This window comes from Streptomyces sp. NPDC050485, from assembly GCF_044458185.1.
Classification (GTDB): Bacteria; Actinomycetota; Actinomycetes; order Streptomycetales; family Streptomycetaceae; genus Streptomyces.
This window is the reverse complement of the sequence record NZ_JBITHR010000023.1, coordinates 13,851-37,233: the sequence shown is the minus strand read 5'-3', so window position 1 is coordinate 37,233 and position 23,383 is coordinate 13,851. Positions and strand designations below refer to the sequence as shown.

Annotated in this window: 3 protein-coding genes; all 3 read right to left on the bottom strand. The window is 72.0% G+C overall.

What is annotated here, in order from left to right:
- Window positions 1-62: 62 nt before the first annotated feature.
- Genes ACIBK6_RS33450 through ACIBK6_RS33440 form a run of 3 tightly spaced genes read right to left on the bottom strand, consistent with a single transcriptional unit; the run spans window position 63 to window position 22,861 of the window.
- Window positions 63-1,067, bottom strand: a complete 1,005-nt coding sequence (locus ACIBK6_RS33450; protein ID WP_399055715.1) for a 3-oxoacyl-[acyl-carrier-protein] synthase III C-terminal domain-containing protein — start codon at window positions 1,065-1,067, stop codon at window positions 63-65.
- Entirely contained in the window at window positions 1,068-8,087 is a 7,020-nt protein-coding gene (locus tag ACIBK6_RS33445) for an amino acid adenylation domain-containing protein (protein WP_399055713.1), read from the bottom strand.
- Window positions 8,084-22,861 (bottom strand): amino acid adenylation domain-containing protein, encoded by a 14,778-nt coding sequence (locus ACIBK6_RS33440; protein WP_399055711.1) that lies wholly within the window; start codon window positions 22,859-22,861, stop codon window positions 8,084-8,086. The genes ACIBK6_RS33445 and ACIBK6_RS33440 overlap by 4 nt, the downstream gene beginning before the upstream one ends.
- Between the last annotated feature and the right edge of the window lie 522 nt (window positions 22,862-23,383).

Below are 23,383 nucleotides of genomic sequence, written 5' to 3'. Positions count from 1 at the left end.
CCCCGCACCGTCCGGGTGCGGGGCCGATCCATGTTCGTCCGAGGTCTCCTGTCTGGTGTTCGTCACAAATAGTGGGTCGCGGCGCCGTCGCCGATCTCCACGAGCAGCAGGCTCCACGCGGCGGCCGGGCTCGCGCTGAGCAGCACCGCGCGCTGTCCGTCGCCGAGGCCGCCGCGTTCGAGCTCCGTGTGGAGGTTCAGCAGGACGTCGTTCGGGCCGAGGTGCCCGTACTGCCGGAGGTTGTCGAAGCAGCTCGTACTGATCTTGATGTCGAGCGCCTCCTCGGTGAACCGGAAGGCACCGGCGGACAGGTTGTGGCTGAGGTAACAGGAAATGTCCTGCTGTTCCAGGCCGTTGCGTTCGAGGAGGCGCCGGTGCAGCGCGCGCAGGCGGTTGCGGGTTTCCACGGCGAGGCGGAAGGAGTAGTCGGGGATGGAGCGGCACTCCTCCCGCCACTGGTCGGTCGGCCGGTCCCTGAAGTCGACGTGGAAGAGGTCCCAGTAGTCGCCGTTGGTCTCCTGGAGTATGTCGAGGATCCGGACCGGTCCACTGCGGGAGATCACCGCAGCCGCACCGCCGTCGCCACTGACCGTCACCGGGTGCCGGTAGCGCAGCGGCGTGGGCGGCTTGCTGCCGTGTACGACCAGGACGTTGTCCAGGTCCCCGTCGGCGGCGAGCAGTCCGCGGGCCGCGAGCAGTGCCGGGGTGAGGGAAACGCAGCCGAGGCCGCCCACCGAGAACGTCACCGCTCCCTCCGCCCCCAGCAGGGCCTGGAGCCGGGTGGCCGAGGAGCTCATCAGCGTCTCCGGTGCCCGGGCGTCGACCAGGATCAGCGCGCCGAGCTCGGCCGCGGAGAGTCCGGCTTCCGCCAGGGCCCGCCGGGCGGCAGCGGCCGCGAGGTCGAACGCGGACAGCGAGTCGTCCGCGCGGACCTCGTCGATGCCCAGCTGGGCGCAGCTCGCCCGCTCGCCCTCGCCGAGTCGGTCGAGGCCCGGCAGCTCCGCGACGGGCAGCACGCCCTCCGGCTGGTGGAAGGCCATGGCCCTCAGGGCCGTCGTCGGCGCCATTCAGCGCACCCCGTCCGCGTTCTGTGCGGCGGCGAGCTCGGAGAACGCCTCGACCAGGTGGTCGGCGAAGGCCTCCATGTCGGCGTCGGCCACCGAGCCGCGGGAGACCACACCGAGTTCGAGCACCCCGTCGATGACGTGGCTCTCGACCACGATCGGCACCTGGGCGAGCAGCGAGTCCGGCAGGACCGACAGGGCCATCGACCGCATCCGGACCGAATCGCCGCTCAGCTTGGCGAGCCCGTTGTTGGCGTTGGCCAGGTGTTCCACGATCACCGGCGGCTCCGGCAGCGTGCGCAGCCGCTCCACCTCGGGGGTCTGCGGGCTGAGGTGGCGCAGGACCCCGTACCCGATGCCGTCGTTGGGAACGGAGAGCGCCGCACCGGCGGCCGGCAGGATCTCGGCGACTTCGGCCCCGGCCGCGACCTTGAGGAAGGTCGGGAACAGGTGGGTGAACCAGCCGAAGGACGCGCTCCGGTCACCGTGCCACAGCGCGTTCGGCGCGGCCCCCATGCCCAGGGTGCTCAGGTAGGCGTCGGGGGTGCCGCGCCACCGGGACCAGGCCACGGCCACCGCGGCCATCGCGGCCTGCTGTCCGGAGGGGCCGCTGTCGGACAACTGGGGCGCGGGGCGGCCGGCCACGGTACGGCGTACGAGGCTCGGCGGCGCGCCGGCCGTGCCGTTCTCGGGCACCGGCTCCATCCCGGCCCCCGCGCTCAGGATCCCCTTCCAGTAAGGGAGTTCACCGGCCACCTCGTCGGACGCGGACATCGCGCGCAGCTGCTGCGTCCACTCCCGCCAGGCGGCCCGGCGCGTGACGGCCGGGGCGTGGCCCCCGAACCCGGCGTTCAAGTCCTCGATCAGCGGGACGAACGACAGGGCGTCGTAGACGAAGTGGTGGATCACGAAGAGGATCACGCCGGGCAGGTCGCCGCCGCGGTCGTAGAACCTGGCCCGCAGCACCGGGCCCCGGCCGAGGTCGATGTCCTCCAGGAGTTCGTCCAGGTCGGCCGCCAGATGGGCCTGGAGCTGCTCCTCGTCGAGCGGCGGCAGCACCCTGGTGTCCACGAACGGGGCGTTCTCGCGCTCGGCGCACTCGATGCGCCAGCCGAGGCTGTTGTGGCGGAACCGGTAGCGCAGCGGCTCCTGGATCTCGACCAGACGCTCGAACGCCGCGCGCACCACGTCGGCCCGGATGCCCTGGGCCGTCTCCAGGATCATGGGCCGGATGAAGTCCCGTGCGGCGTTGCCGGACTTGGCGAGCATGGCCTGCACCAGCGGGCTCGGCGGTACCGGCTCCAGCAGGGGTGCCGGGACGGCGGCCGCGAGGGGTTCCGGCGCTGCGACGGGGGCCTTGGCCGCGACGGCGGCGAGCCCGCGCAGGGTCGGGTGGCTCAGCACGTCGTGCGGGGTGATGCGCAGCCCGGCCCGTTCGGCGCGCGAGGCGATGCCCACGCTCAGCAGCGAGTCGCCGCCGATCTGGAAGAAGTTGTCGCCCGGCGCCACCTTCGCGACGCCGAGCAGATCGGCCCAGATCTCGCCGAGGACGCGTTCGGCGTCCCGCCCGGCTTCGTCGACAACAGCGCCTGACGTCACGGCCGTCGTCACCGCCGTCAACTCGCTCATGGTGTCGCGCTCGGACATCTCGGTCTCCTTCATCCTGTTGCGGTCGAGCTTTCCGTTGCTCGTCTTGGGCAGATCGTCATGGCGCAGCACACGGCCGGGGACCATGTAGGCGGGGAGTTCACGGGCCACCCACGCGGTCAACTCGGCCTCGTCCGGGAGCTGTTCGCCGGAGACGTGGGCCACCAAGAGCGGGGCGCCGGAGGGCTGCTGCTCGGCGAGAACGAGCGCCTCCCGTACCTGTGGATGCCGCATGAGGGTCTGCTCGATCTCGGCGGGCTCCACCCGGTGGCCGCGCAGTTCGAGCTGGTCGTCGGCGCGCCCCTGGAATTCGAGGGTGCCGTCGCGGCGGACCAGGGCCAGGTCGCCGGTGCGGTACATGCGGGCACCGGGCTCGTCCGAGAACGGGTCGGCGACGAACCGGGTCGCGGTCAGGCCCGGCCTGCCGTGGTAGCCGCGGCCGACGTTGACCCCTCCGAGGTAGACCTCGCCCCGCTCGCCGCGCGCCACCGGCCGGCCCTGCCGGTCCAGCAGGTACACCTGCGCGTTCGGGAGCGGTCGCCCGATGTCGGGGAGCAGGTCGGAGCCCGACTCGGCCTCGGACACCCGGCCCGCGGTGGCGCAGACCACGCACTCCGTCGGTCCGTAGACGTTGATCAGCGCGAACGGCGCCTCCCTGGGCGGCCGCACCCGGAGCAGATCGCCGCCCGTGAGCAGCGACCTCAGGACGAGGCCGGGCACGTCGGGGAAGTCGGAGAGCACCAGCTCGGCGAGTGGCGTCGGCATGCCCGCCACGGTGATCCGGTGCGCGGCCAGCTCTGAGAGGAGCTTCTCCGGAGTCTGCAGGGTGTCCTGTACGAAGCACAGAGTCGCGCCGTAGTAGAGGGCCGACATGACTTCGAGCACGGCCAGGTCGAAACCGGGGGCGGCCAGCTGCGCGATGCGGTCCTCGGCGCCGAGCCCCGTCTCCTCGCCCCACCAGTGCAGCAGGTTGATCAGGCTGCGGTGCTCGATCTCGCAGCCGAGCGGGTGCCCGGTCGAGCCCGACGTGTGCGAGACGTACGCCATGTTGGCCGCGCCGGCCCGCTGCGGCAGCGCGGCGTCGGCGCCCCTGCCCTGGCCGGCGTCGCCATCGGCGTCCGCGTCGGCGATGCGCACGACCGGGCCCGCGCCGCCGTCGGCCACCGCGCCCGCGCCCGCCCCGATGAGCGTCACGGGGACGGTGAGCCCGGCGAGGATGCTCCGGACCCGCTGCTCCGGCACCGCCGGGTCGATCGTCGCGAAGGCGCCGCCCGCCTTCTGGACGCCCAGCCAGCCGACCACCAGGTCGGCGCCGCGCCCTGCGAGCACCGGGACGACGCTGTCCGGTCCGACACCGTGCTCGACGAGCCTTCGCGCCACCCGGCTCGACCTCCGGTCGATCTCCCGGTACGTGTGCTCGCCCGCGCCGTCGACGACGGCGATCGCGTCCGGGCGCTGCGCGGCGTGCTCCTGGAAGACCTCGCTCACCAGACGGTCTTCGGGCCAGTCCCGCCGCGGGCCGGCCAGCACCGCCGGCTCGCGGTCGACGACGACCGGCTCACCGCGGCCCTGGACGAGTTCCTCAAGGGGCCGGTCGGGTTCGCTCATCGCGGCGGCGGCGACGGTCTGGAAGAGATCGACCAAGTGGCGTGCGGTGGCGGGCTCGAACAGGTCGACCGCGTACTCCAGGTAGCCGTCCATCGGGCCGCCGTCCTGGTCGTACAGGCCGAAGGTGAGGTCGAACTTGGAGGTGCCCGGGGCGACGCCGGAGATCCCGGAGAGCTCTTCACCGACGCTCTCGGTCGTCAGGCCCGCCAGGTCGAGAGAGGCGGTGGCGGTGTTCTGGTGGGTGTAGCAGACCGTGAACACCGGGTGCCGCGAGGGGTCGCGGTGGTCCGTGTCGGCGACGATCTTCGCGAACGGGATCTCCTCGTGGTCGAGCACCCCGGTGGCGGTGGTCGCGCACCGGGCCACCAGCTCGCGGAAGCTGAGCCCCGGGTCGACCTTCGTACGGAACGGCAGCAGGTTGTTGAAGTAGCCGATCAGGTCGTGTGTGGAGGGGTTGAACCGGCCCGTGGTCGCGGCACCCACCACGACGTCCTGGTGGCCCGCCCACAGGTGCAGGACCGCGTCGATCACAGCGAGCATGGTGACGAAGCTCGTGGTGCTCTCGCGCACGCTGAAGGCGCGCAGCTGCCGGGCGAGTTCCGGGTCGAGCCCGAATTTCACGGAGTCGCCCCGGAAGGACTGCGCGGCCGGGCGCGGGTGGTCGATCGGCATCTCGGGGATGTCCAGGTCGCGCAGCTGCTCGCGCCAGAACTCCAGGCCGCGCTCCGTGCGCTCGGCGTCCAGCCACTGGCGCTGCCAGGCCGCGAAGTCCGCGTACTGGATGGGCAGTTCGGGCAGATCGGCGGTGCCTCCGGTGCGGCGGGCCGTGTAGCAGGCGGAGAGCTCGCGGAAGAAGACGGCGGGTGTCCAGCCGTCGAAGGCGATGTGGTGCCAGGTGTGCAGGACCACGTGGTCCCGATCGCCGATCTTGACCACCACGGTGCGGAACAGCGGGCCCCGCCCGAGGTCGAAGGGGGCCGTCGCCTCCGCGGTCATCACCCGCGACAGCTCCGCGAAGCGCTCCGTGTCCGGCAGCGCCGCGAGGTCGCGGAAGGCCAGCTGCGGCTCGGGCAGGTCGGCGAGCGCGTAGGGCCTGCCGTCCTCGTCCAGGATGCGGGTGCGCAGGACCTCGTGCCGGCCCAGCACGTCACGCAGCGCGCCCCGGTACGCGTCGAGGTCGAAGTCGCCGACGTAGCGCAGGTTGACGGGGATGTTGTAGAGGGGGGTTCCCGGTTTCAGCCGGTCCAGGTACCACAGCTGTTCCTGGTTGAACGAGAGCGGCAGCCGGCCCGGGCGCGGTATCGGGGTGATCGTCCAGTCGTCCCGGTCGGTACCGGCCGCGCGCAGGACGTCGACCCGCGTGGCCAGTGCGCGCAGTGTGGGGTGCTGGTGCAGGTCGGAGAAGGTGAGGTGGACGCCGAAGTCCTCCTGGGCCCGCCGCAGCACCGTGATGCCCGCGATGGACGTGCCGCCGAGATCGAAGTAGTTGGAGTCCGGTCCGACCTCCTGGGCCTTGAGGACGCTCGTCCAGATTTCGGCCAACTTCCCTTCCGTGTCGCCCTGTTCGGCTCGGTGCGATGCCGTGGACTGATGGGCCGCCGCACCGGAGGGCCGCGTCGCCGGAAGCGGGGCGCCCGGTGGCCGGCACCAGCAGGACACCTCGTCGGCGTCGAACGGGTAGGTCGGCAGCTCGATGCGGCGCACTTCGGCTCCGGCGTAGTACTGGCTCCAGTCGAGGTCCGCGCCGAGCGAGTAGAGCGTGGCGAGCGCGCCGAGCACACCTTCCTGTGAGGGCTCCGCGAAGAGACGTACGACCGGGAGCTCCGGGGCGATCCTGGAGATCTCCCTCGACAGCGTGCCGTCCGCGGCCAGCTCGACCAGGACGGCGCCCTCTTCGGCGAGGCTGCGCACCGCGCGGCGCAGCCCGGCCTCGTCGACCTGGCTGGTGATCGGGGCGTCCACCGCCTTCTGCCGGGACTGCGCGGCCGTCGCCGGGTCCTGGACGGTCCGCACCACGAGGTTGCCGATGCCGGAGCCGACCAGGCGGGACTCGCTCAGGCCGAACGAGCGCGCCAGCCGGTAGGCCGCGTGCTGCCGGGCGAGCTGGCGGGCGCCGGGGGAGCTGTCGCTCGTGCCGTCGGCGTCGGACAGCTCGGGGAAGGCCGCGCACAGGCCGGCCCAGGTCTCCTCGCCCAGCTCGCCGTCGCCGGAGAAGAGCAGCACCACGGGCGCCGCCGCCGACGGCTCCCGCTCGCCCATGCGGGCCGCGCGCAGCAGGTCGGCCAGCTCCTGGTTGTCGCGCGCGGTGCCCGCCCAGCGGTACGGGTGGTCGTCGCGCCCGCGGTTCAACGCATGGGCCAGGGCGGGCAGTTGGTGATCGGTCCGGTCGAGGAAGTCGGCGACGCGCTGCGCGTACGCTTCGAGCGCCCGGGGCGACTTCGCGGAGAGGGTGACCAGCTCGGCCGCCGGTTCGTCCGCAGCCGGGGCCGGGGCCACGACGGGCGGCTCCTCCACGACGGCGTGCACGTTGGTTCCGGTCAGGCCGAAGGAGCTCAGGCCCGCCCGGCGCGTGCCGCCCTCCGTCTGCTCCCAGGCCGTGGCCTGCGCGTCGACCTGGACCGGGCCGGTGAAGTCGATCAGCGGGTTGGGTGTCACGAAGTTGGGGTTCGGGTACCTGGTGCCGTGCCGCAGCCCGGCGAGGACCTTGAGGAGGCCCGCGACTCCGGCGGCATGGTTGAGGTGCCCGATGTTGCCCTTGATTCCGCTGATCCCGCACGGCTCGATCCGGCCCGCCTCGGCGAAGGCCTGCCGCAGCCCCTCGGCCTCGATGACGTCGCCGAGCCGGGTGCCCGAACCATGGGCCTCGATGTAGTCGAGCGGTCCCGGGCCGGCCTGCCGCCAGGCCTCGACGATCACCTCGGCCTGTCCGCGGGCGCTCGGCGCGCTCATGCTCGTGGCACGGAATCCGTTGTGGTTGACGGCTATTCCACGCAGTACGCCGTGAATGTGGTCTCCGTCGGCGAGCGCGTCGGACAGCCGCTTGAGGAGGACGAGCCCGCCGCCCTCACCGCCGGTGGAGCCGTCCGCTCCCGCGTCGAAGGGGCGGCACACCCCCTCGGGCGACTCCAGGCCCGGCACGGGCGTGCGGTCGCGTTCGGGCACCATGACCGGGTAGAGGCTGAGCCCGCCCGCGAGTGCCAGGTCCGCCCGGCCGCTGCGCAGGTTTTCCACCGCGACCGCGATCGCGGTGAGGCTGCTGCTGCACGCGGTGTCCAGGACGAGTGTGGGACCGGTCAGGTCGAAGAGGTAGGCGACGCGCGCGGCCACCGCGGAGGGGTGCGAGCCGAGGATCTGCTGCGGGTCCTCGTCGGTGTACAGGCTCGCGTAGTGGGGTTCGGGCGCGCTGAGGAAGACCGCGGTGTTGGACCCCTTCAGGTCCCGGGGTGCGTAGCAGGCGTTCTCGATCGCCTGGTGGGCGAGCTGGGCGGCCATGCGCTGGTGCGGGTCCATCAACTCTGCCTCGTGCAGGGAGAGTCCGAAGAACCGGTGGTCGAACAGGTCGATCCGCTTGAGGTAGCCCATGTGCAGGTAGTCGACGTCCGTGGGCGCCCCGGCGTAGTGCACCCGCTCCTTGCCGGGCGCCCGTACGCTGGTCCGCCCGTCGAGCAGGCTCTGGTGCAGGGCATCGAGGTCGTCGGCGTCGGGCAGGGCCACGGCCACCCCGATGATCGCCACGGCCTCCCGGTCGGACTGGCTCGGATGCGTCATAGTTCAAACCCCATTTCGTCAGTGGTTTCACGGGCGGGTCGGTCGTCGAGGAGGCGGGCCATCGCCTCGACCGTGGTGTGCTCGAAGAGCGCGCTCAACGGCACCTCGTTCAGATCCAGTTCGGCTAGTCGGTTGCCCAGCGCGAGGAGCGAGAGAGAGGTCCCTCCGATGTCGAAGAACTTCTCGTGCACGCCGATCTCGTCCCGGTCGAGGAGCTCCGACCAGATCGCGGCGACCGCGCGTTCGGTGGCCGTGCGCGGCCGGATCACGGCGGCCGCGGGCCGGGTCTCGGGAGTGCGGGGATTCGGCAGGGAGCGGCGGTCCACCTTGCCGTGCCGGGTGAGCGGCAGGGCATCGAGCGGCACGAAGAGGGACGGCACCATGTACTGCGGCAGGCTGCGCTCCAGGTGCCCGCGCAGTTCCTCGGCCCCGGAGGCCGCCGAGCCGTCGAGGCCGTCGGCCGGGACCACGTATGCCACCAGTTGCTGCCCTCCGGCGCCGCCCGGACTCTCTCGGGCGATCACCGCCGCCCGGGCCACCCCCGGGTGCGTCATCAGGGCCGCCTCCACCTCGCCGGGCTCGACCCGGAACCCCCGGATCTTGACCTGGTCGTCGGCGCGCGACTTGAACACCAGCTCACCCTCCTTCGTCCACGCCACCACGTCCCCGGTCCGGTACATGCGTTCACCGGCACCGCCGAAGGGGCAGGCCACGAACCGCTGCGCGGTCAGCCCCGGCCGGTGCGCATAGCCCCTCGCCAGCCCCGGGCCGGCGAGGTACAACTCGCCCTCCACCCCGGGCGGAACGGGCCGAAGCCGGTCGTCCAGGACGTAGACGCGTGTGTTGTCCAGCGGCCGCCCCACCGGGACCGCGGCGCCGACCCGGTCGGCGGCCGTGATCCGGTGACAGGTGGCGAACACTGTTGCCTCCGTCGGCCCGTACGCGTTGACCACCGTGATGCCCGGGCAGGCCCGAAGGACCCGGGCCACCGCCTCCGGGGGCACCGGTTCGCCGCCGGTCAGCACCTCTCGCACGCCGGCGAAGCTCTCCGGGCGCTCGTCGGCGATCACGGCAAACAGCCCTGCGGACATGCACAGCGCGGTCACCTGCTGCTCTGCCATGACCGTGGCGAGCGCGTCGACATCCAGCCTTCCCGGCGGCGCCACCACGACCCGGCCGCCGTTCAGGAGCGGCACCCACATCTCGTAGCCCGAGATGTCGAACGTCGGCGCCGAGTGCATCAGGACCCGCTCCTGGGCGCCACCGGCCCAGCCGCGGTCCGCGGCGAGGTCCACCACGGCGCGGTGACTCACCCCGGCGCCCTTGGGTGTCCCTGTCGAACCCGAGGTGTAGATGACGTACGCCAACCGGTCCGGCCTCCCGGCATCGGGCAGGTTCTCGCCCGACCCGGCGGATATGGCGGCGGCTGTGCCCGGGTCGTCGACGAGCATCCGGGGGCAGGCGCCTTCGGGCACGTCTGCGGCGACCGCCGTGGTGGTCACGAGCAGCGCCGGGCGCGCGTCGCGGAGCATGAACTCCAGGCGCTCCGCCGGGTGGTCGTGGGCCAGCGGGACGTATGCGCCGCCGGCCTTCAGGACGGCGAGGACCGCGACCACGTACGCCGACGACCGGGGCACGGCCACGGCCACGGCCGATTCCGGGCCGACCCCGCGCCGGAGCAGTTCGCGGGCGAGCCGGTTGGCGCGCGTGTTCAGTTCCCGGTAGGTCAGCGACTCCTCGCCGCTCACTACCGCGATGGCGTCCGGCAGGACCGCCGCCCGCTGCTCGAAGAGTGCGGCGACCGTCACCTCGGGCGTGGGCACTGCCGTGTCGTTGACCTCATGGAGCAGCAGGTCCCGCTCGGCGTGTGTCAGGGCGCCGATGGTGTCGAGCCGTGCGTGCGGATCGGCCGTCAATTCCCTTACGAGGCCGACGAATCGGTCCGCGATGGCCTCTGCCGTGCTCCGGTCGAACAGGTCGGTGGCGTACTCGACGAGTCCCGAGAGACCCGGCTGCGAGGTGTCCTCGACCTGGACGAGCAGGTCGAACTTCGCGGTCCCGGTCACGATCGGCTCGGGGGTGGCCGTCAGGCCCGGCAGTTCGAGGCCGCCCGTGCCCTGCTGCCAGGAGAACGCCACCTGGAACAGCGGGTGGTAGGCGGTGGAGCGTTCGGGGTTGAGCGACTCGACGAGCCGCTCGAAGGGCACGTCCTGATGGTCGTACGCGTTCACGGCCTTGTCCCGCACCTGCCGCACGAGCGACTCGAACGACGGGTTCCCCGACACATTCGCCCGCAGCACCCACGTATTGACGAAGAACCCCACCAGGTCCCCCAGGGCTTCATCCGTGCGCCCGGCGATGGACGACCCCATGGTCACGTCGTCACCGCCGCCCATGAGGTGCAGCAGCACCGCCAGCGCCGACTGCAGCACCATCGGCACGGTGGCGCCGTGCGCTCTCGCCAACTCCTCGACCGCTTCGCGGACGTCCTGGTCCACGGTGAAGTCGACCGTGTCGCCGCGATGGCTCGGCACCGGCGGCCGCGGCCGGTCCACCGGAAGACTCAACGGCTGCGGGACATCCGCCAACTCCTCATGCCAGTACGCCAGTTGTGCCGCCAGCAGGCTTTCGGGGTCTCCTTCGTCTCCCAGCAGCCTCCGCTGCCACAGCGCATAGTCCGCGTACTGCACCGGAAGTTCGGTCTCCCACTGCGGTGCATCGCCCCTCCGGCGTGCCGCGTACGCCGTGCCCAGGTCCCGGACCAGCGGAGCCATCGACTCACCGTCCGCCGCGATGTGATGCATCAGCAGCACCAGTACGTGCTCGTCGATCCCGCATCGGAACACACATGCCCGCACCGGTATCTCCGCCGACAGGTCGAACCGGCGGGCCACCTCTTGGGAGACCGCGGCGGTCACCGCATCCGGTGCCACCTCCCGCACCGGCACCTCCAGCACGACGTCACCGTCCGCCACCACCACCTGCGCGCCAACACCCCGGCCGTCCGCCACGAACAACGTCCGTAGACTCTCGTGCCGCACCACCACATCCCGCACGGCCGACGCCAACGCCCCCATATCCAGCTCACCGTTCAGACGCACCACGAACGGAAGGTGATACGTCGCCAGCGGCTCCATCTCGTCGAGGAACTTCAGCCTGCTCTGCGCGTACGACAGCGGCACCCGCTCCGGGCGCACCTCCGCCCGCCGCAGCGCCGGACGCGACGACCGCACCTCCATCGGCAAGGACTCCGCGAGCCGTGCCACCGTCGGCGAGTCGAACACCACCCGGACCGGAACCTCCACCCCCAGCACCGCACGCACCCGGTTCACCAACCGCGTGACCAGCAGCGAATGCCCGCCCAGATCGAAGAAATCGTCGTCGATGCCGACCTTCTCCACTCCCAGGACCTCCCCGAACAGCTCGCACAGGACCTGCTCCCGCCCCGCCCGCGGGGCCCGGTAGGGGATGCTGCTGGTCAGCTCGGGGGCCGGTAGGGCCTCGCGGTCGAGCTTGCCGTTGGGGGCGAGCGGGAGGCGGTCGAGGGCGACGAATGCGGTGGGAACCATGTACTCCGGCAGCCGCTCGGCGAGGAAGGCACGCAGCTCTGCCGGGGCCGGGTCGGTGCCGGTCTCGACGGGCACCACGTAGGCGGCCAACCTGCGTGAGCCGTGGGCGTCATGGGCCAGTACCACGGCCTTGGCGACACCCGGGTGGGCCGTCAGGGCCGCCTCGATCTCGCCGGGCTCGATACGGAAGCCGCGGTTCTTCAGCTGGGAGTCGCCGCGGCCGACGTACTCCAGCTGCCCCTGGTCATTCCAGCGCGCCAGGTCGCCGGTGCGGTACATGCGCGCGCCCCGCTGGTGAGCGAACGGGTCGGCCACGAACCGCTCGGCCGTCAGCCCCGGACGCCCGTGGTATCCGCGGCTGACATTGCCCGCGACGTACAGCTCGCCGACGACGCCGACCGGAACCGGCTGGAGGCCCGAGCCGAGGACGTAGGCGCGCATGTTGCCGAGTGGCGAGCCGATCGGCGCACTGCCCGCGGGCTCGTCACCGGGTTCGAGGGTGTGGGCGGTGGCGTAGAACGACTCCGTCTGGCCGTATGCGTTGACGACGCGGATGCCGGGGATGCTGTCGCGCACCCGCCGCACCAGGGACGTGGGCAGCGCCTCACCGGCGAACACGACCGTGTCCGCGGCGAGACGGCCGCCGGCCTGGTCGAGCACCTCGGCGAAGACCGAGGGCACGGTGGATACGACGCCGCCGCTCCAGCCGCCGCGCTCGCCGATGGCGAGCACGTCGCGGGCGACCTCCACGGTGCCGCCGTGGGCGAGGGTGGTGACCGTCTCGAACACGGAGACGTCGAAGTTGATCGACGTGCCCGCCAGCGTGCGGGTGCCCTCCGTGATGCCGGTGCGCTCGGCGAGCCGGAGCACGCCGTTGACGACGTTGGCGTGGGTGACCGCGACGCCCTTGGGGACGCCGGCCGAGCCGGAGGTGTACATCACGTACGCCGCGTTGTCGCACCGCAGAGCGACCTCGGGCCGCCGGTCGTCGCCGTCCGTCCACCTCAGCTCGTCGAGCAGAAGGTGCGCAACACCCGACCTCGGCAGCCTGTCGACGGTCTCGGCTTCGGTGAGCAGAAGCACCGGGCGGGCATCGGCCAGGATGTGCGCCAGGCGCGCGCTCGGGTAGCGCGGGTCGATCGGCAGGTAGGCGCCGCCCGCCTTGAGGACGGCGAGCAGTGCGACCACCAGGTCCGCCGATCGCGGCAGCGACAGACCCACGACGGTCTCCGGGCCGACTCCTCGGGCGATCAGTTCGCGGGCGAGCCGGTTGCTGCGCGCGTCCAGCTCCCGATAGGTCAAGGTGACATCGCCGTGCTCGACGGCGACCGCCTGCGGGGTGCGCTCCACCTGCTGCTCGATGAGGCAGGGGATCGTCACATCGGGGGTGTGAGCCGCGGTGTCGTTGAAGCCGTGCAGCACCAACTCCCGCTCGTCCGCCTCCAGGACGGCCACCTGCCCCGCCAACTGGTGGGGATTCGCGGCGAGTTGTGCGAGCACTCGCTGGAGCCGGTCCGCGATCCGCTGGACCCTCGCACGGTCGAGTACGTTCGGCTGGTGCTGCAGCGTCAGTCGTAGGTGAGGGTCCACTGCGGCGTTCACGGTCAGCGCGTAGTGCGTGGTGGACAGCGGGCGCAGACCGGTGACGGTGATGCCCGCGGCGTCGTGTGCCTCGCTGAGGCCGAGCCGGTCCACGGGGTAGGAGTCGAACGCCACAAGGGTGTCGAACAGGACGCTCGTCCCGGTGGTCCGGTGCATGCCGGTCAGGCCGTAGTGGTGGTGGTCGAGGAGCACGGCCTGGCGGTGCTGCAGTTCGGTGAGGAGCCGGGCGAAGGGGGCGTCGGGGGCGCATCGCACCCGTACCGGAAGGGTGTTGGCGAAGAGACCGACCATCGTGTCCACGTCGGGCAGCGCGGCCGGGCGACCGGACACCGTGGCTCCGAACACCACGTCCTGCCTTCCGGTGAGGCCGGCGAGCAGCACCGCCCAGGCACCCTGCACCAAGGTGTTGAGGGTGACGCCGAGCTCAGCGGCCCGCCGGGACAGCTCCCGGGCCGTGTCCGCGGGCAGCGGCACCTCGACCTGGCCGTAACGGGCGTCCTCCGCATCGGGCTGCTCGGGTGCGGCACTGCCGGGGGCCACCAGCAGGGTCGGCCCGTCCACGCCGTCGAGTTCCTCGGCCCAGGCGCGAGCGGTCGCTTCCTGGTCCTGCTGGGTCAGCCAGCGCAGGAAGTCCCGGTATTCGGGGGCCCGCGGCAGCGCGGATGCGTCCCCGGCGGAGCCGTAGAGCCGCAGCAGGTCCTGGATGATCAGCGGGAACGACCAGCCGTCGAACAGGAGGTGATGCGCCGTGAGGACGAGTTCGCAGCGGTCCGCGTCCAGGCTCACCAGGCCCATCCGCAGTAGCGGCGGCACGGCCGGGTCGAAGCGGTTCTTCAAGTCCTCCGCCAGGTACCGCTCGACGGCCGCACCGCGCCCGGCCTCGTCCAGATCTCGTGCGTCGATGTGCCGCCACGGCAGCTCCACGTCCTGGGCCACCAGCTGCACCGGATCCCCGGTCGCGCCGGGCACGAAGGCCGCCCGCAAGTTGGCGTACCGGTCGAGGAGGGCCTGTCCGGCCGTGCGCATCCGCCGCGGGTCCACCCGCCCGCGCAGATGGAACACCAACTGCATGTGGTAGGCGTCGAACGACGCGTCGGCGAGCAGTGCGTGGAACACCAGGCCGGACTGGAGGGGCGTCAGCGGCCACACCTCGGCGAGGCCCCGGTGGCCGCGTTCCCACTGCTCGATCTCGCCCTGTGCCACGGACACCAGCGGCACGTCCGACGGTGTGAGCCCGCCCGCGCCGGGCGCGGCGGCGTGCCGGGCCAGACCTTCCAGGGCCGCGCGCCACTGCTCCGCCAGTTCCTGCGCCTCCTCGCGCGCCAGCGCACCGGTGGGGAAGGAGAACGCCGCCTCCAGGACCGGCCCCTGCGCGGTGTCGGTGGCCTGCGCTTCGATGTGCAGCGCGGCCGGTGCGGGCAGGTCGGCGTCGGGTACGGCGCTTTCGACGGTGTCGGTGGCCTGGTGGAAGCCGAGACCGCGCAGGTCCTGCGGCATGTCGGCCGCGGAGAAGCGGCCGAGGTAGTTGAGTTCGACCTGCGGTGCGGGGTACTGGCGCAGCTCGGCTGCGGCCCGCGGGTTCAGGTGGCGCAGCAGTCCGAAGCCGATGCCGTGGTCCGGGACCGCCAGGAGCTGCTCCTTGACGGACTTGACCAGCCGTCCGGCGGCCGGTCCGCCGGACAGCACCTCGTCGAGGTCGCACCCGGCGGTGTCGAGGCGCACCGGGAACAGGCTGGTGAACCAGCCGACCGTACGCGACAGGTCCGCCCCGGGCACCACGTTCTCCTCGCGGCCGTGCCCCTCCACGCCGATCAGTACGGACGGCGCGTCGGTTCCGCGGACCGCGCGGCGGCGGGCGACGGCCACCACGAGGGCCGCGAGCAGGCCGTCCTGGACGCCGCAGCGGAACGCCGCGGGCAGCGTGGTGAGCAGGGCTTCGGTGACCGGTGCCGTGAGTCGCACCCGTACGGTGTCCACGGTGGGCATGCGGTCCACCGCGGGGTCGAGCCGCCGGGAGCCGATGACCGGGTCCGGTCCGTCGAGGATCGACTTCCACAGCGGCAGCTCGGCGGCCCTGTTCTCGGCGGCCGCCTCCGTTTCGAGCGCGTGCATCCAGCGCCGCATCGAGGTCGCCACCTGCGGCAGGGCCGGGGGCCGGCCCGCGCGGACCCGAGCCCAGGCGGCGGCGAGGTCCGGCAGCAGGATGCGCCAGGACACCCCGTCCACCACCAGGTGGTGCAGGACCAGCAGGAGGCGGCCGGTGCCGCCGCCCGCCGCCGGGTCGAACCACACGGCCTGGACCATCACCCCGGCGTCCGGGTCCAACCGCCCGGTCGCGGCGTCCAGTTCGGCCGCCGCGGCCTGCCGCCACCGGGCGTCCCAGCGGCCGTCGCACGTGACGCGGTGGATCAGCGCCGCCGTGTCCACCGAGCCCGGCGGGCCGACCAGCAGGCCCCCGTCGTCGGTGTGCACCAGCCGTGACCGCAGTACGTCGTGATGGTCGAGGACCGCGCTCAAGGTGGCGGTCAGCCCTGCCGCGTCGATGCCGTCCGGCAGTTCCACCAGGGCCGACATGGCGAACCCGGCCCAACTGCCGCCGAGTTCGCGCAGCTGCCGGTCGATCGGCGGCAGCGGCATCCGGCCCACTCCGCCGCCGTCGAACTCTTCGAGCACCGCGCCCCCGGCGGGCTGCCGGCGGGCCGAGGCGAGCCGGGCGAGGGCAGCCACCGTGCGGGCCTCGAAGATCTGCCGCGGGCTGACCTCCACCCCGCGGGCCCGGGCCCGGGACACCACCTGGATCGAGCGGATGCTGTCCCCGCCCACGGTGAAGAAGTCGTCGTCGGCGCCGACGCGGTCCACGCCGAGCACTTCGGCGTACACCGCGGCCAGGATCTCTTCCGTCGGAGACTGCGGCGCCCGGTACCGGTCGGCGCCGAACTCGGGCTCGGGCAGGGCCGCCCGGTCCAGTTTCCCGTTGGGCGTCAGCGGCAGCCGGTCCAGGACCACGAACACGGCCGGGACCATGAACTCCGGCAGACGGTCCGCCGCGAACCGGCGCACCTCACCCACCGACACACCGGCGGCGAGGTCGATGTCGTCGGCGTCCACGCCGGCGTTCCGCACGGGAACCAGGTACCCGACAAGCTGCCGCCCGGCTCCCCTGCCCTCGCGGACGGCCACCGCGGCCTGTGCCACACCGGGGTGGGCGGTCAGCGCGGCCTCGACTTCGCCGGGTTCGATGCGGAGCCCGCGGATCTTCAGCTGTGCGTCGGCCCGGCCCGCGTACTCCAGCTGCCCCGCACCGGTCCAGCGGGCCAGATCGCCGGTGCGGTACATCCGCGCCCCGGCGGGCCCGAAGGGGTCCGCCACGAATCGTTCGGCGGTGAGCCCGGGCCGCCCGTGATAGCCCCGGCCCACCGCACCCGCGACATACAACTCACCGACCACGCCCGGCGGGACGGGGGCGAGGCCCGGCCCCAGCACATAGGTGCGCATGTTCCCCAAAGGCCTGCCGATCGGCGCGCTGCCCGTGTCACCGCACGCCTCCGGGAGCACGGCCGCGGTCGCGTAGAAGCTCTCGCTCTGCCCATAGGTGTTGACCACCCGCACGCCGGGCAGCGCCGCCCGCACCCGCGTCACGAGTGCGGCGGGCAGCGCCTCGCCCGCGAAGACCAGGGCGTCCACCGTGATGCGGTCGGCGATCGAGTCGAGGAGTTCCCCGAAGACGGACGGCACGGTGCTGATCACGGCACCGGTCCAGCTGTCCCGCTCGGCGAGCTCCAGGACGTCCCGGACCACCTCGACCGAGCCGCCGGCCGTCAGCGCGGTGACGATCTCGAACACCGAGACGTCGAAGGCGACCGACGTCCCGGCGAGGATCCGCGACCCGGCCGTGACACCGGTGGGATGCGCGAGGCGCAGTACCCCGTTCACGACGCCGTGATGGGTGATCGCGACACCCTTCGGGGTCCCGGTGGACCCGGAGGTGTACATCACGTAGGCGAGGTTCTGCGGCGACAGCGCAGCCGTCCGTTCGGCGTCCCGCAGGTCCGTGCCGTCGCCGCTCGCGAGGTCCAGCTCGTCCAGGAGCAGCCGGACTGCCCGGCCGTCGTCCTGCGGCAGGACGCCCTGTGTCGCGGAGTCGGTGAGGATGCATTGCGGGCGGGCGTCGGACAGGACGAAGCCGAGGCGGCGGCTGGGATAGCGCGGGTCGATGGGCAGATGGCCCGCGCCGGACTTCAGGATGCCGAGCAGCCCGACAACCAGGTCGGCCGAGCGCGGCAGTGCGAGCCCCACCAACTGCTCCGGTCCCGCGCCGTGTCGTACGAGTTCCCGGGCGAGCCGGTTCGCGCGGGCGTTCAACTCCGCGTACGTCCACGTCACTTCACCGCACACGACGGCGACCGCGTCCGGCGTGGCCCGTGCCTGTCGCTCGAAGAGCCCGGGAACCGTCAGATCCGGTGTGACCGCGACTGTGTCGTTGAGGTCGTACAGCAGCCGCTGCCGCTCCCCCGCTTCCAGCACCTCCAACGCTCCGACCCGCGTCCCGGGGTCGGCCGCCACCTGCCGCACCACCTGTACGAAGCGTGCCGCGAGGGCCTCCACCGTGCGCCGGTCGAACAGGTCGGTGGCGTACTCGACCTCGCCCGAGACGCCCCGTCCGGGTGCGTCGACCATGCTGAACAGCAGGTCGAACTTGGCGGTCTCGGTCGGGACGGGGACGAACCGGGCCTTGAGACCGGTCGGTTCAAGGCCCTCGTGGGCCATGTTCTGCCAGGCGAACATCACCTGGAACAGCGGGTGGTAGGCGGTGGAGCGTTCGGGGTTGAGCGACTCGACGAGCCGCTCGAAGGGCACGTCCTGATGGTCGTACGCGGTCACCGCCTTGTCCCGCACCTGCCGCACGAGCGACTCGAACGACGGGTTCCCCGACACGTTCGCCCGCAGCACCCACGTATTGACGAAGAACCCCACCAGATCGGCGAGCCCCTCGTCGGTCCGCCCCGCGATGGGCGCGCCCATCGTCACGTCGTCACCGCCGCCCATGAGGTGCAGCAGCACCGCCAGCGCCGACTGCAGCACCATCGGCACCGTGGCCCCCTGCGCCCGTGCCACGTCCTCGACCGCGGCGAGGAGTTCGGGCTCGATGACGAAGTCGACCGTGTCGCCCCGGTGGCTCGGCACCGGCGGCCGCGGCCGGTCCACCGGAAGGCTCAACGGCTGCGGAACGTCCGCCAACTCCTCGCGCCAATAGGCCAGTTGCTCTGCCAGCACACTGCCGGCATCCGTCTCGTCCCCCAGCAACTCCCGCTGCCACAACGTGTAGTCCGCGTACTGCACCGGCAGGTCGGCCCACTCGGGTGCTTCCCCGCACAGGCGGGCCGCGTAGGCCGCGCCCAGGTCGCGCGCCAGCGGGGCCATCGACTCGCCGTCCGCCGCGATGTGATGCATCAAGAGCACCAGTACGTGCTCGTCCGCCGCGCACCGAAGCACACACGCCCGCACCGGTATCTCCGTCGAGAGATCGAACCGGTACCCGACTTCCTCCGCCACTGCGGCGGCCACCGCGTCCGGTGCCACCTCCCGCACCGGCACCTCCAGCACGACGTCACCGCCCGCCACCACCACCTGCGCGCCAACACCCCGGCCGTCCGCCACGAACAACGTCCGCAGACTCTCGTGCCGCACCACCACATCCCGCACGGCCGACGCCAACGCCCCCGTATCCAGCTCACCGCGAAGGGGCAGCACGTACGACAGGTTGTAGGTGGCCGAAGGGCCCTCGTACCGGTGCAGGAACCACAGGCGGCTCTGCGCGTACGACAGCGGGACCCGCTCCGGACGCACTTCGGCGCGCCGCAGCACCGGACGCGACGACCGTGCTTGTGTCGGCAAGGACTCCGCGAGGCGCGCCACCGTCGACGAGTCGAACACCATCCGGGCGGGAACCTCCACCCCCAGCACCGCACGCATCCGGTTCGTCAAGCGGGTGACCAGCAGCGAGTGCCCGCCCAGATCGAAGAAGTCGTCGTCGATGCCGACCTTCTCCACGCCGAGCACCTCCGCGAACAGCTCGCACAGGGTCTGCTCCCGCCCGGTCCGCGGGGCCCGCCCGTCGGCGCCGCCCGCGTAGTCGGGAGCGGGCAGCGCGCGCCGGTCCAGCTTCCCGTTCGGGTTCAGCGGCACCTCGGCCAGGGGCACCACCGCCGACGGCACCATGTACTCCGGCAGCCGCTCGGCCACGAAGGCGCGCAGCTCGGCGGAGGTCGGCCCGGTGCGGTCCTCGGCGGGCACCACGTATCCCACCAGACGCCGGTCGCCGTCGTGCTCGGCGCAGACGACGACCGCCTGCGCCACTGCGGGGTGCGAGCGCAACACGGCCTGGACTTCGCCGAGTTCGATGCGGAATCCGCGGATCTTGACCTGGTTGTCCGCGCGCCCGTGGAAGACCAGCTGGCCGTCGGGCGTCCAGGTGACCACGTCGCCGGTGCGGTACATCCGGCGGCCGGGTTCACCGAAGGGGCAGGCGACGAAACGTCCGGCGGTCAGGCCCGGCCGGCCGAGGTAGCCGCGCGCGAGCGACGCGCCCGCCACGTACATCTCGCCGGGCACCCCGGCCGGCACCGGCCGCAGCGCGTCATCCAGCACGTACATCTGGGTGTTGGCGATCGGGCGGCCGATGGGCGGGGTGCGGCCGTCGGCGATCAGCGGATCGCTGAACGTCACGATCGCCGTGGTCTCGGTCGGTCCGTAGGCGTTGACCATGTCCCGGCCTTCGGACCACCCGGTCACGAGTTCCGGTGTGGCCGCGTCGCCGCCCACCGCCAGGGAGGTCACGCCCGGCAGCGAGCCGGGCGGCAGCGCCCCGAGGACCGCGGGCGGCAGGAAGACATGGGTCACCCGCCGGGCCGCGATCGTGTCGATGAGCGGTCGGCCGGGGGCCAGCCGGTCCTGGGGGGCGAGGATCAGTGTGGCGTCCGTGAACAGCGCCATGCACACCTCGTACACCGAGACGTCGAAGCTCGGCGAGGCGAACTGCAGCACGCGGCTCGTGGCGGTCAGGCCGAGCCGCGCCCGCTGGGTTTCCACCAGGTCGGCCAGTCCGAAGTGGGTGACGGCCACCCCCTTCGGCCGCCCGGTCGAACCCGAGGTGTAGATCACGTACGCCGCGTTCGCGACGGACAGGGGGCCCGCCCGGTCGGCGTCGACCAGCGGCGCGGCGTCGAGCAGCGACACCGCGGCACAGACCTCAGGATCGTCCAACTGCACGACAGTGGTGGCGAGTTGGGGCAACTGACGGGCGGTCGTGGTGTCCGCCAGGATCATCAGGGCGGCGGAGTCCTCCAGCATGTAGCCGATCCGGTCGGCGGGATACGCCGAGTCCACCGGCAGATAGGTGCCCCCGGCCTTCATCACGGCGAGCAGCGCCACCACGAGGTCGGGCGAGCGCGGCAGCGACACCGCCACCACCGTCTCCGTGCCCACCCCGCGACGGATCAGCTCGCGCGCCAGCCGGTTCGCCCGCGCGTCCAGCTCGCGGTACGTCAGCGACTCGTCGCCGCACACGAGCGTCACCTCGTCCGGGGTCGCGGCGGCCCGCCGCTCGAAGAGCGCGGGGACGGTGCCCGCTTCGACTGGTACGGCGGTGTCGTTGTGCCCGTTCAGCAGCTCGTCCCGCTCGACGGGCCCGAGCAGATCGATGCGGGCGAGCGGCAGGTCCGGATCGGCGGCCATCTGCTGAAGGACGCGCGCGAACCGTTCGGCGAGCGCCTCGGCGCCTTCGCGGTCGAGGAGCGGACGCTGGTACTGCAGAGCCACCCGCAGCCGCGGTTCGGCGGTGACGGTCACCGTCAGCGGATAGTGGGTGCCGGCGAACGGGCGGACACCGGTGACCTCGATGCCCGCGCCGTCGTCGGCCGGGTGATCCACCGTGTACGTCTCGGATGTCACCAGGGTGTCGAACAGGAGGTTCGTGCCGGTGGCCCGGTGGATGTCGACGAGGCCGCAGTAGTGGCCGGTGAGCGCCTCCTGCCGCTGCTGCATCCCGCGCAGCAGGTCCGCCACGGTGTCCGTGGGTGCGAGCCGCGCCCGTACCGGAAGCGTGTTGACGAAGAGCCCCGCCATCGCGTCCGCGCCCGGCACCGCATCCGGACGCCCGGGTACGGTCGCGCCGAACACCACGTCCTTCTGACCGGTCAGCCCGCCCAGCAGCAGCGCCCAGGCGCCCTGCACCAGGGTGTCCACGGTGACGCCCAACTCAGCTGCCCGCTTGGGGAGTTCACCTGCCGATTCCCCGGTCAGGGCCACCTCGGCCTCGGCGACCTCTCCGGCCTCCGGCTCCGCTCCGTCGGAACCGGACCGGAAGACTGGAGCCAGCAGGGTCGGCTCGTCCACTCCCGCCAATTCCTCGGCCCACACCTGGGCCGCGGCGTCCCGGTCCTGCCCGGACAGCCACAGCAGGAAGTCCCGGTACTCGGGGACCCGCGGCAGCGCGGAGGCGTCCCCGTGGGCCTCGTACAGCCGCAGCAGGTCCCGCGTCAGCAGCGGCAGCGACCAGCCGTCGAACAATAGATGATGGGCCGTCAGGACCAGTTCGAAGCGCTCGGACCCGGTCCTCAGCAGAGCCATCCGGAGCAGCGGCGGCGTTGCCACGTCGAAGCGGTTCCTCAAGTCCTCGGCCAGGAAGGCCTCCACCGCCGCTCCGGCCTCAGCCTCTCCCACCAGATCCACCTCGCGCCACGGGAGCTCCACACCGCCCACCACCACCTGCACCGGCTGCCCGTGGGCGTCCGCCACAAAAGCCGTGCGCGTATTCGCGTGCCGGTCCAGCAGTGCCTGGCCCGCCGCCCTCATCCGCGTACCGTCGACCGGTCCACGCAGGTGGAAGACGAACTGCATCTGATAGGCGTCCCGCGAGGAGTGGTCCAACAGCGCGTGGAACGTCAGCCCCTCCTGGAGCGCCGTCAGCGGCCACACCTCCACGAGCCCCGGATACCGCCGCTCCCACACCTCCAGCTCGCGCCGTCCCACCGGTACCAACGACACCGCCACCGCACCGACCCGCAGACCGGGCTCGGCCACCACCTGTCGTACGACCCGCACGAACTGGTCGGCGACCGACTCCGCCGCCTCCTGGTCGAACCGGCCGCCGGCGTACTGGAGCGTGCCGACGATGCCCTGTCCGGAGCGTTCGGCGAGGGGGCGGGACAGACCGGAGGTCGGGCTCTGTGAGCCGTCGTCCATGCTCGCTGCCTGATCCCGGATCCGGCGAACCAGCACGGTGAATGACGGATCTCCATTGAGCAGATCCATCGGTAGTGCCGAGGCATCGGTAAGGAGGGACGGCGTCCCCGCCGCGCCCTCGTCAGGAAGCCCTGGCCACCCCGCGACCGGCAGTCCCATTGCCAGGCCGTCGGCCCCGCCGAGCCGCTGCAGCAGCACCGCGAACGCCGCCCGCACAACCATGGGCGCCGTCGCCCCGAGCCGGCCGGCCAACTCCTCGACCGAGCTCAGGAGTTCGTCGTCAAGGCGGAATGCCACCGCTCCGTCGGCACTCGGGGAGATTCCCGGCTCGCCCGAACCGGTGTACAGAAAGGTGGCCATGGAAAACCGCACTCCCATCGGATTGGGGGTAGAACGCGATACACCCCTGCACGGCGAGAACTGCCGGGACAGGGACGTGAACCCCCACCACCATGACGGATACCCCGGCCAACAGCCCATTTCCTCCAACTGCCCTACAGTGCCTCTCAAGCAGATATCCGGTTCAGGCAATTGCCGCGCAGGGAAACTCTCCACGGCCCGCACGGCCGGTCGGCCGACTTCCGCGAGAAGGCGCCATAGATTTTCAGCCACGAGTCCCGGGTCGAATTGACTGAAAGGCGCGGACGAATCCACGTTCTCCATCAGCGGACTTCTATGACGCCATCTCTTGAGGAGTCCTCAAGGCCTTCTATATCAACCCCAAGTCGGCCTGACTTACGCTACCTATTGATCGGCGAATTCTTCTTGCCCGGAGACCGTGGGCTCTGTGGAAGGTGCGGTCAACAGCTGCGTGAAAAAGCAGTTTGATTTCGTTCCTTGCCCGGCGGCCGCCTGGAGTCCGCTCCGCGTGGAGACCGGGAC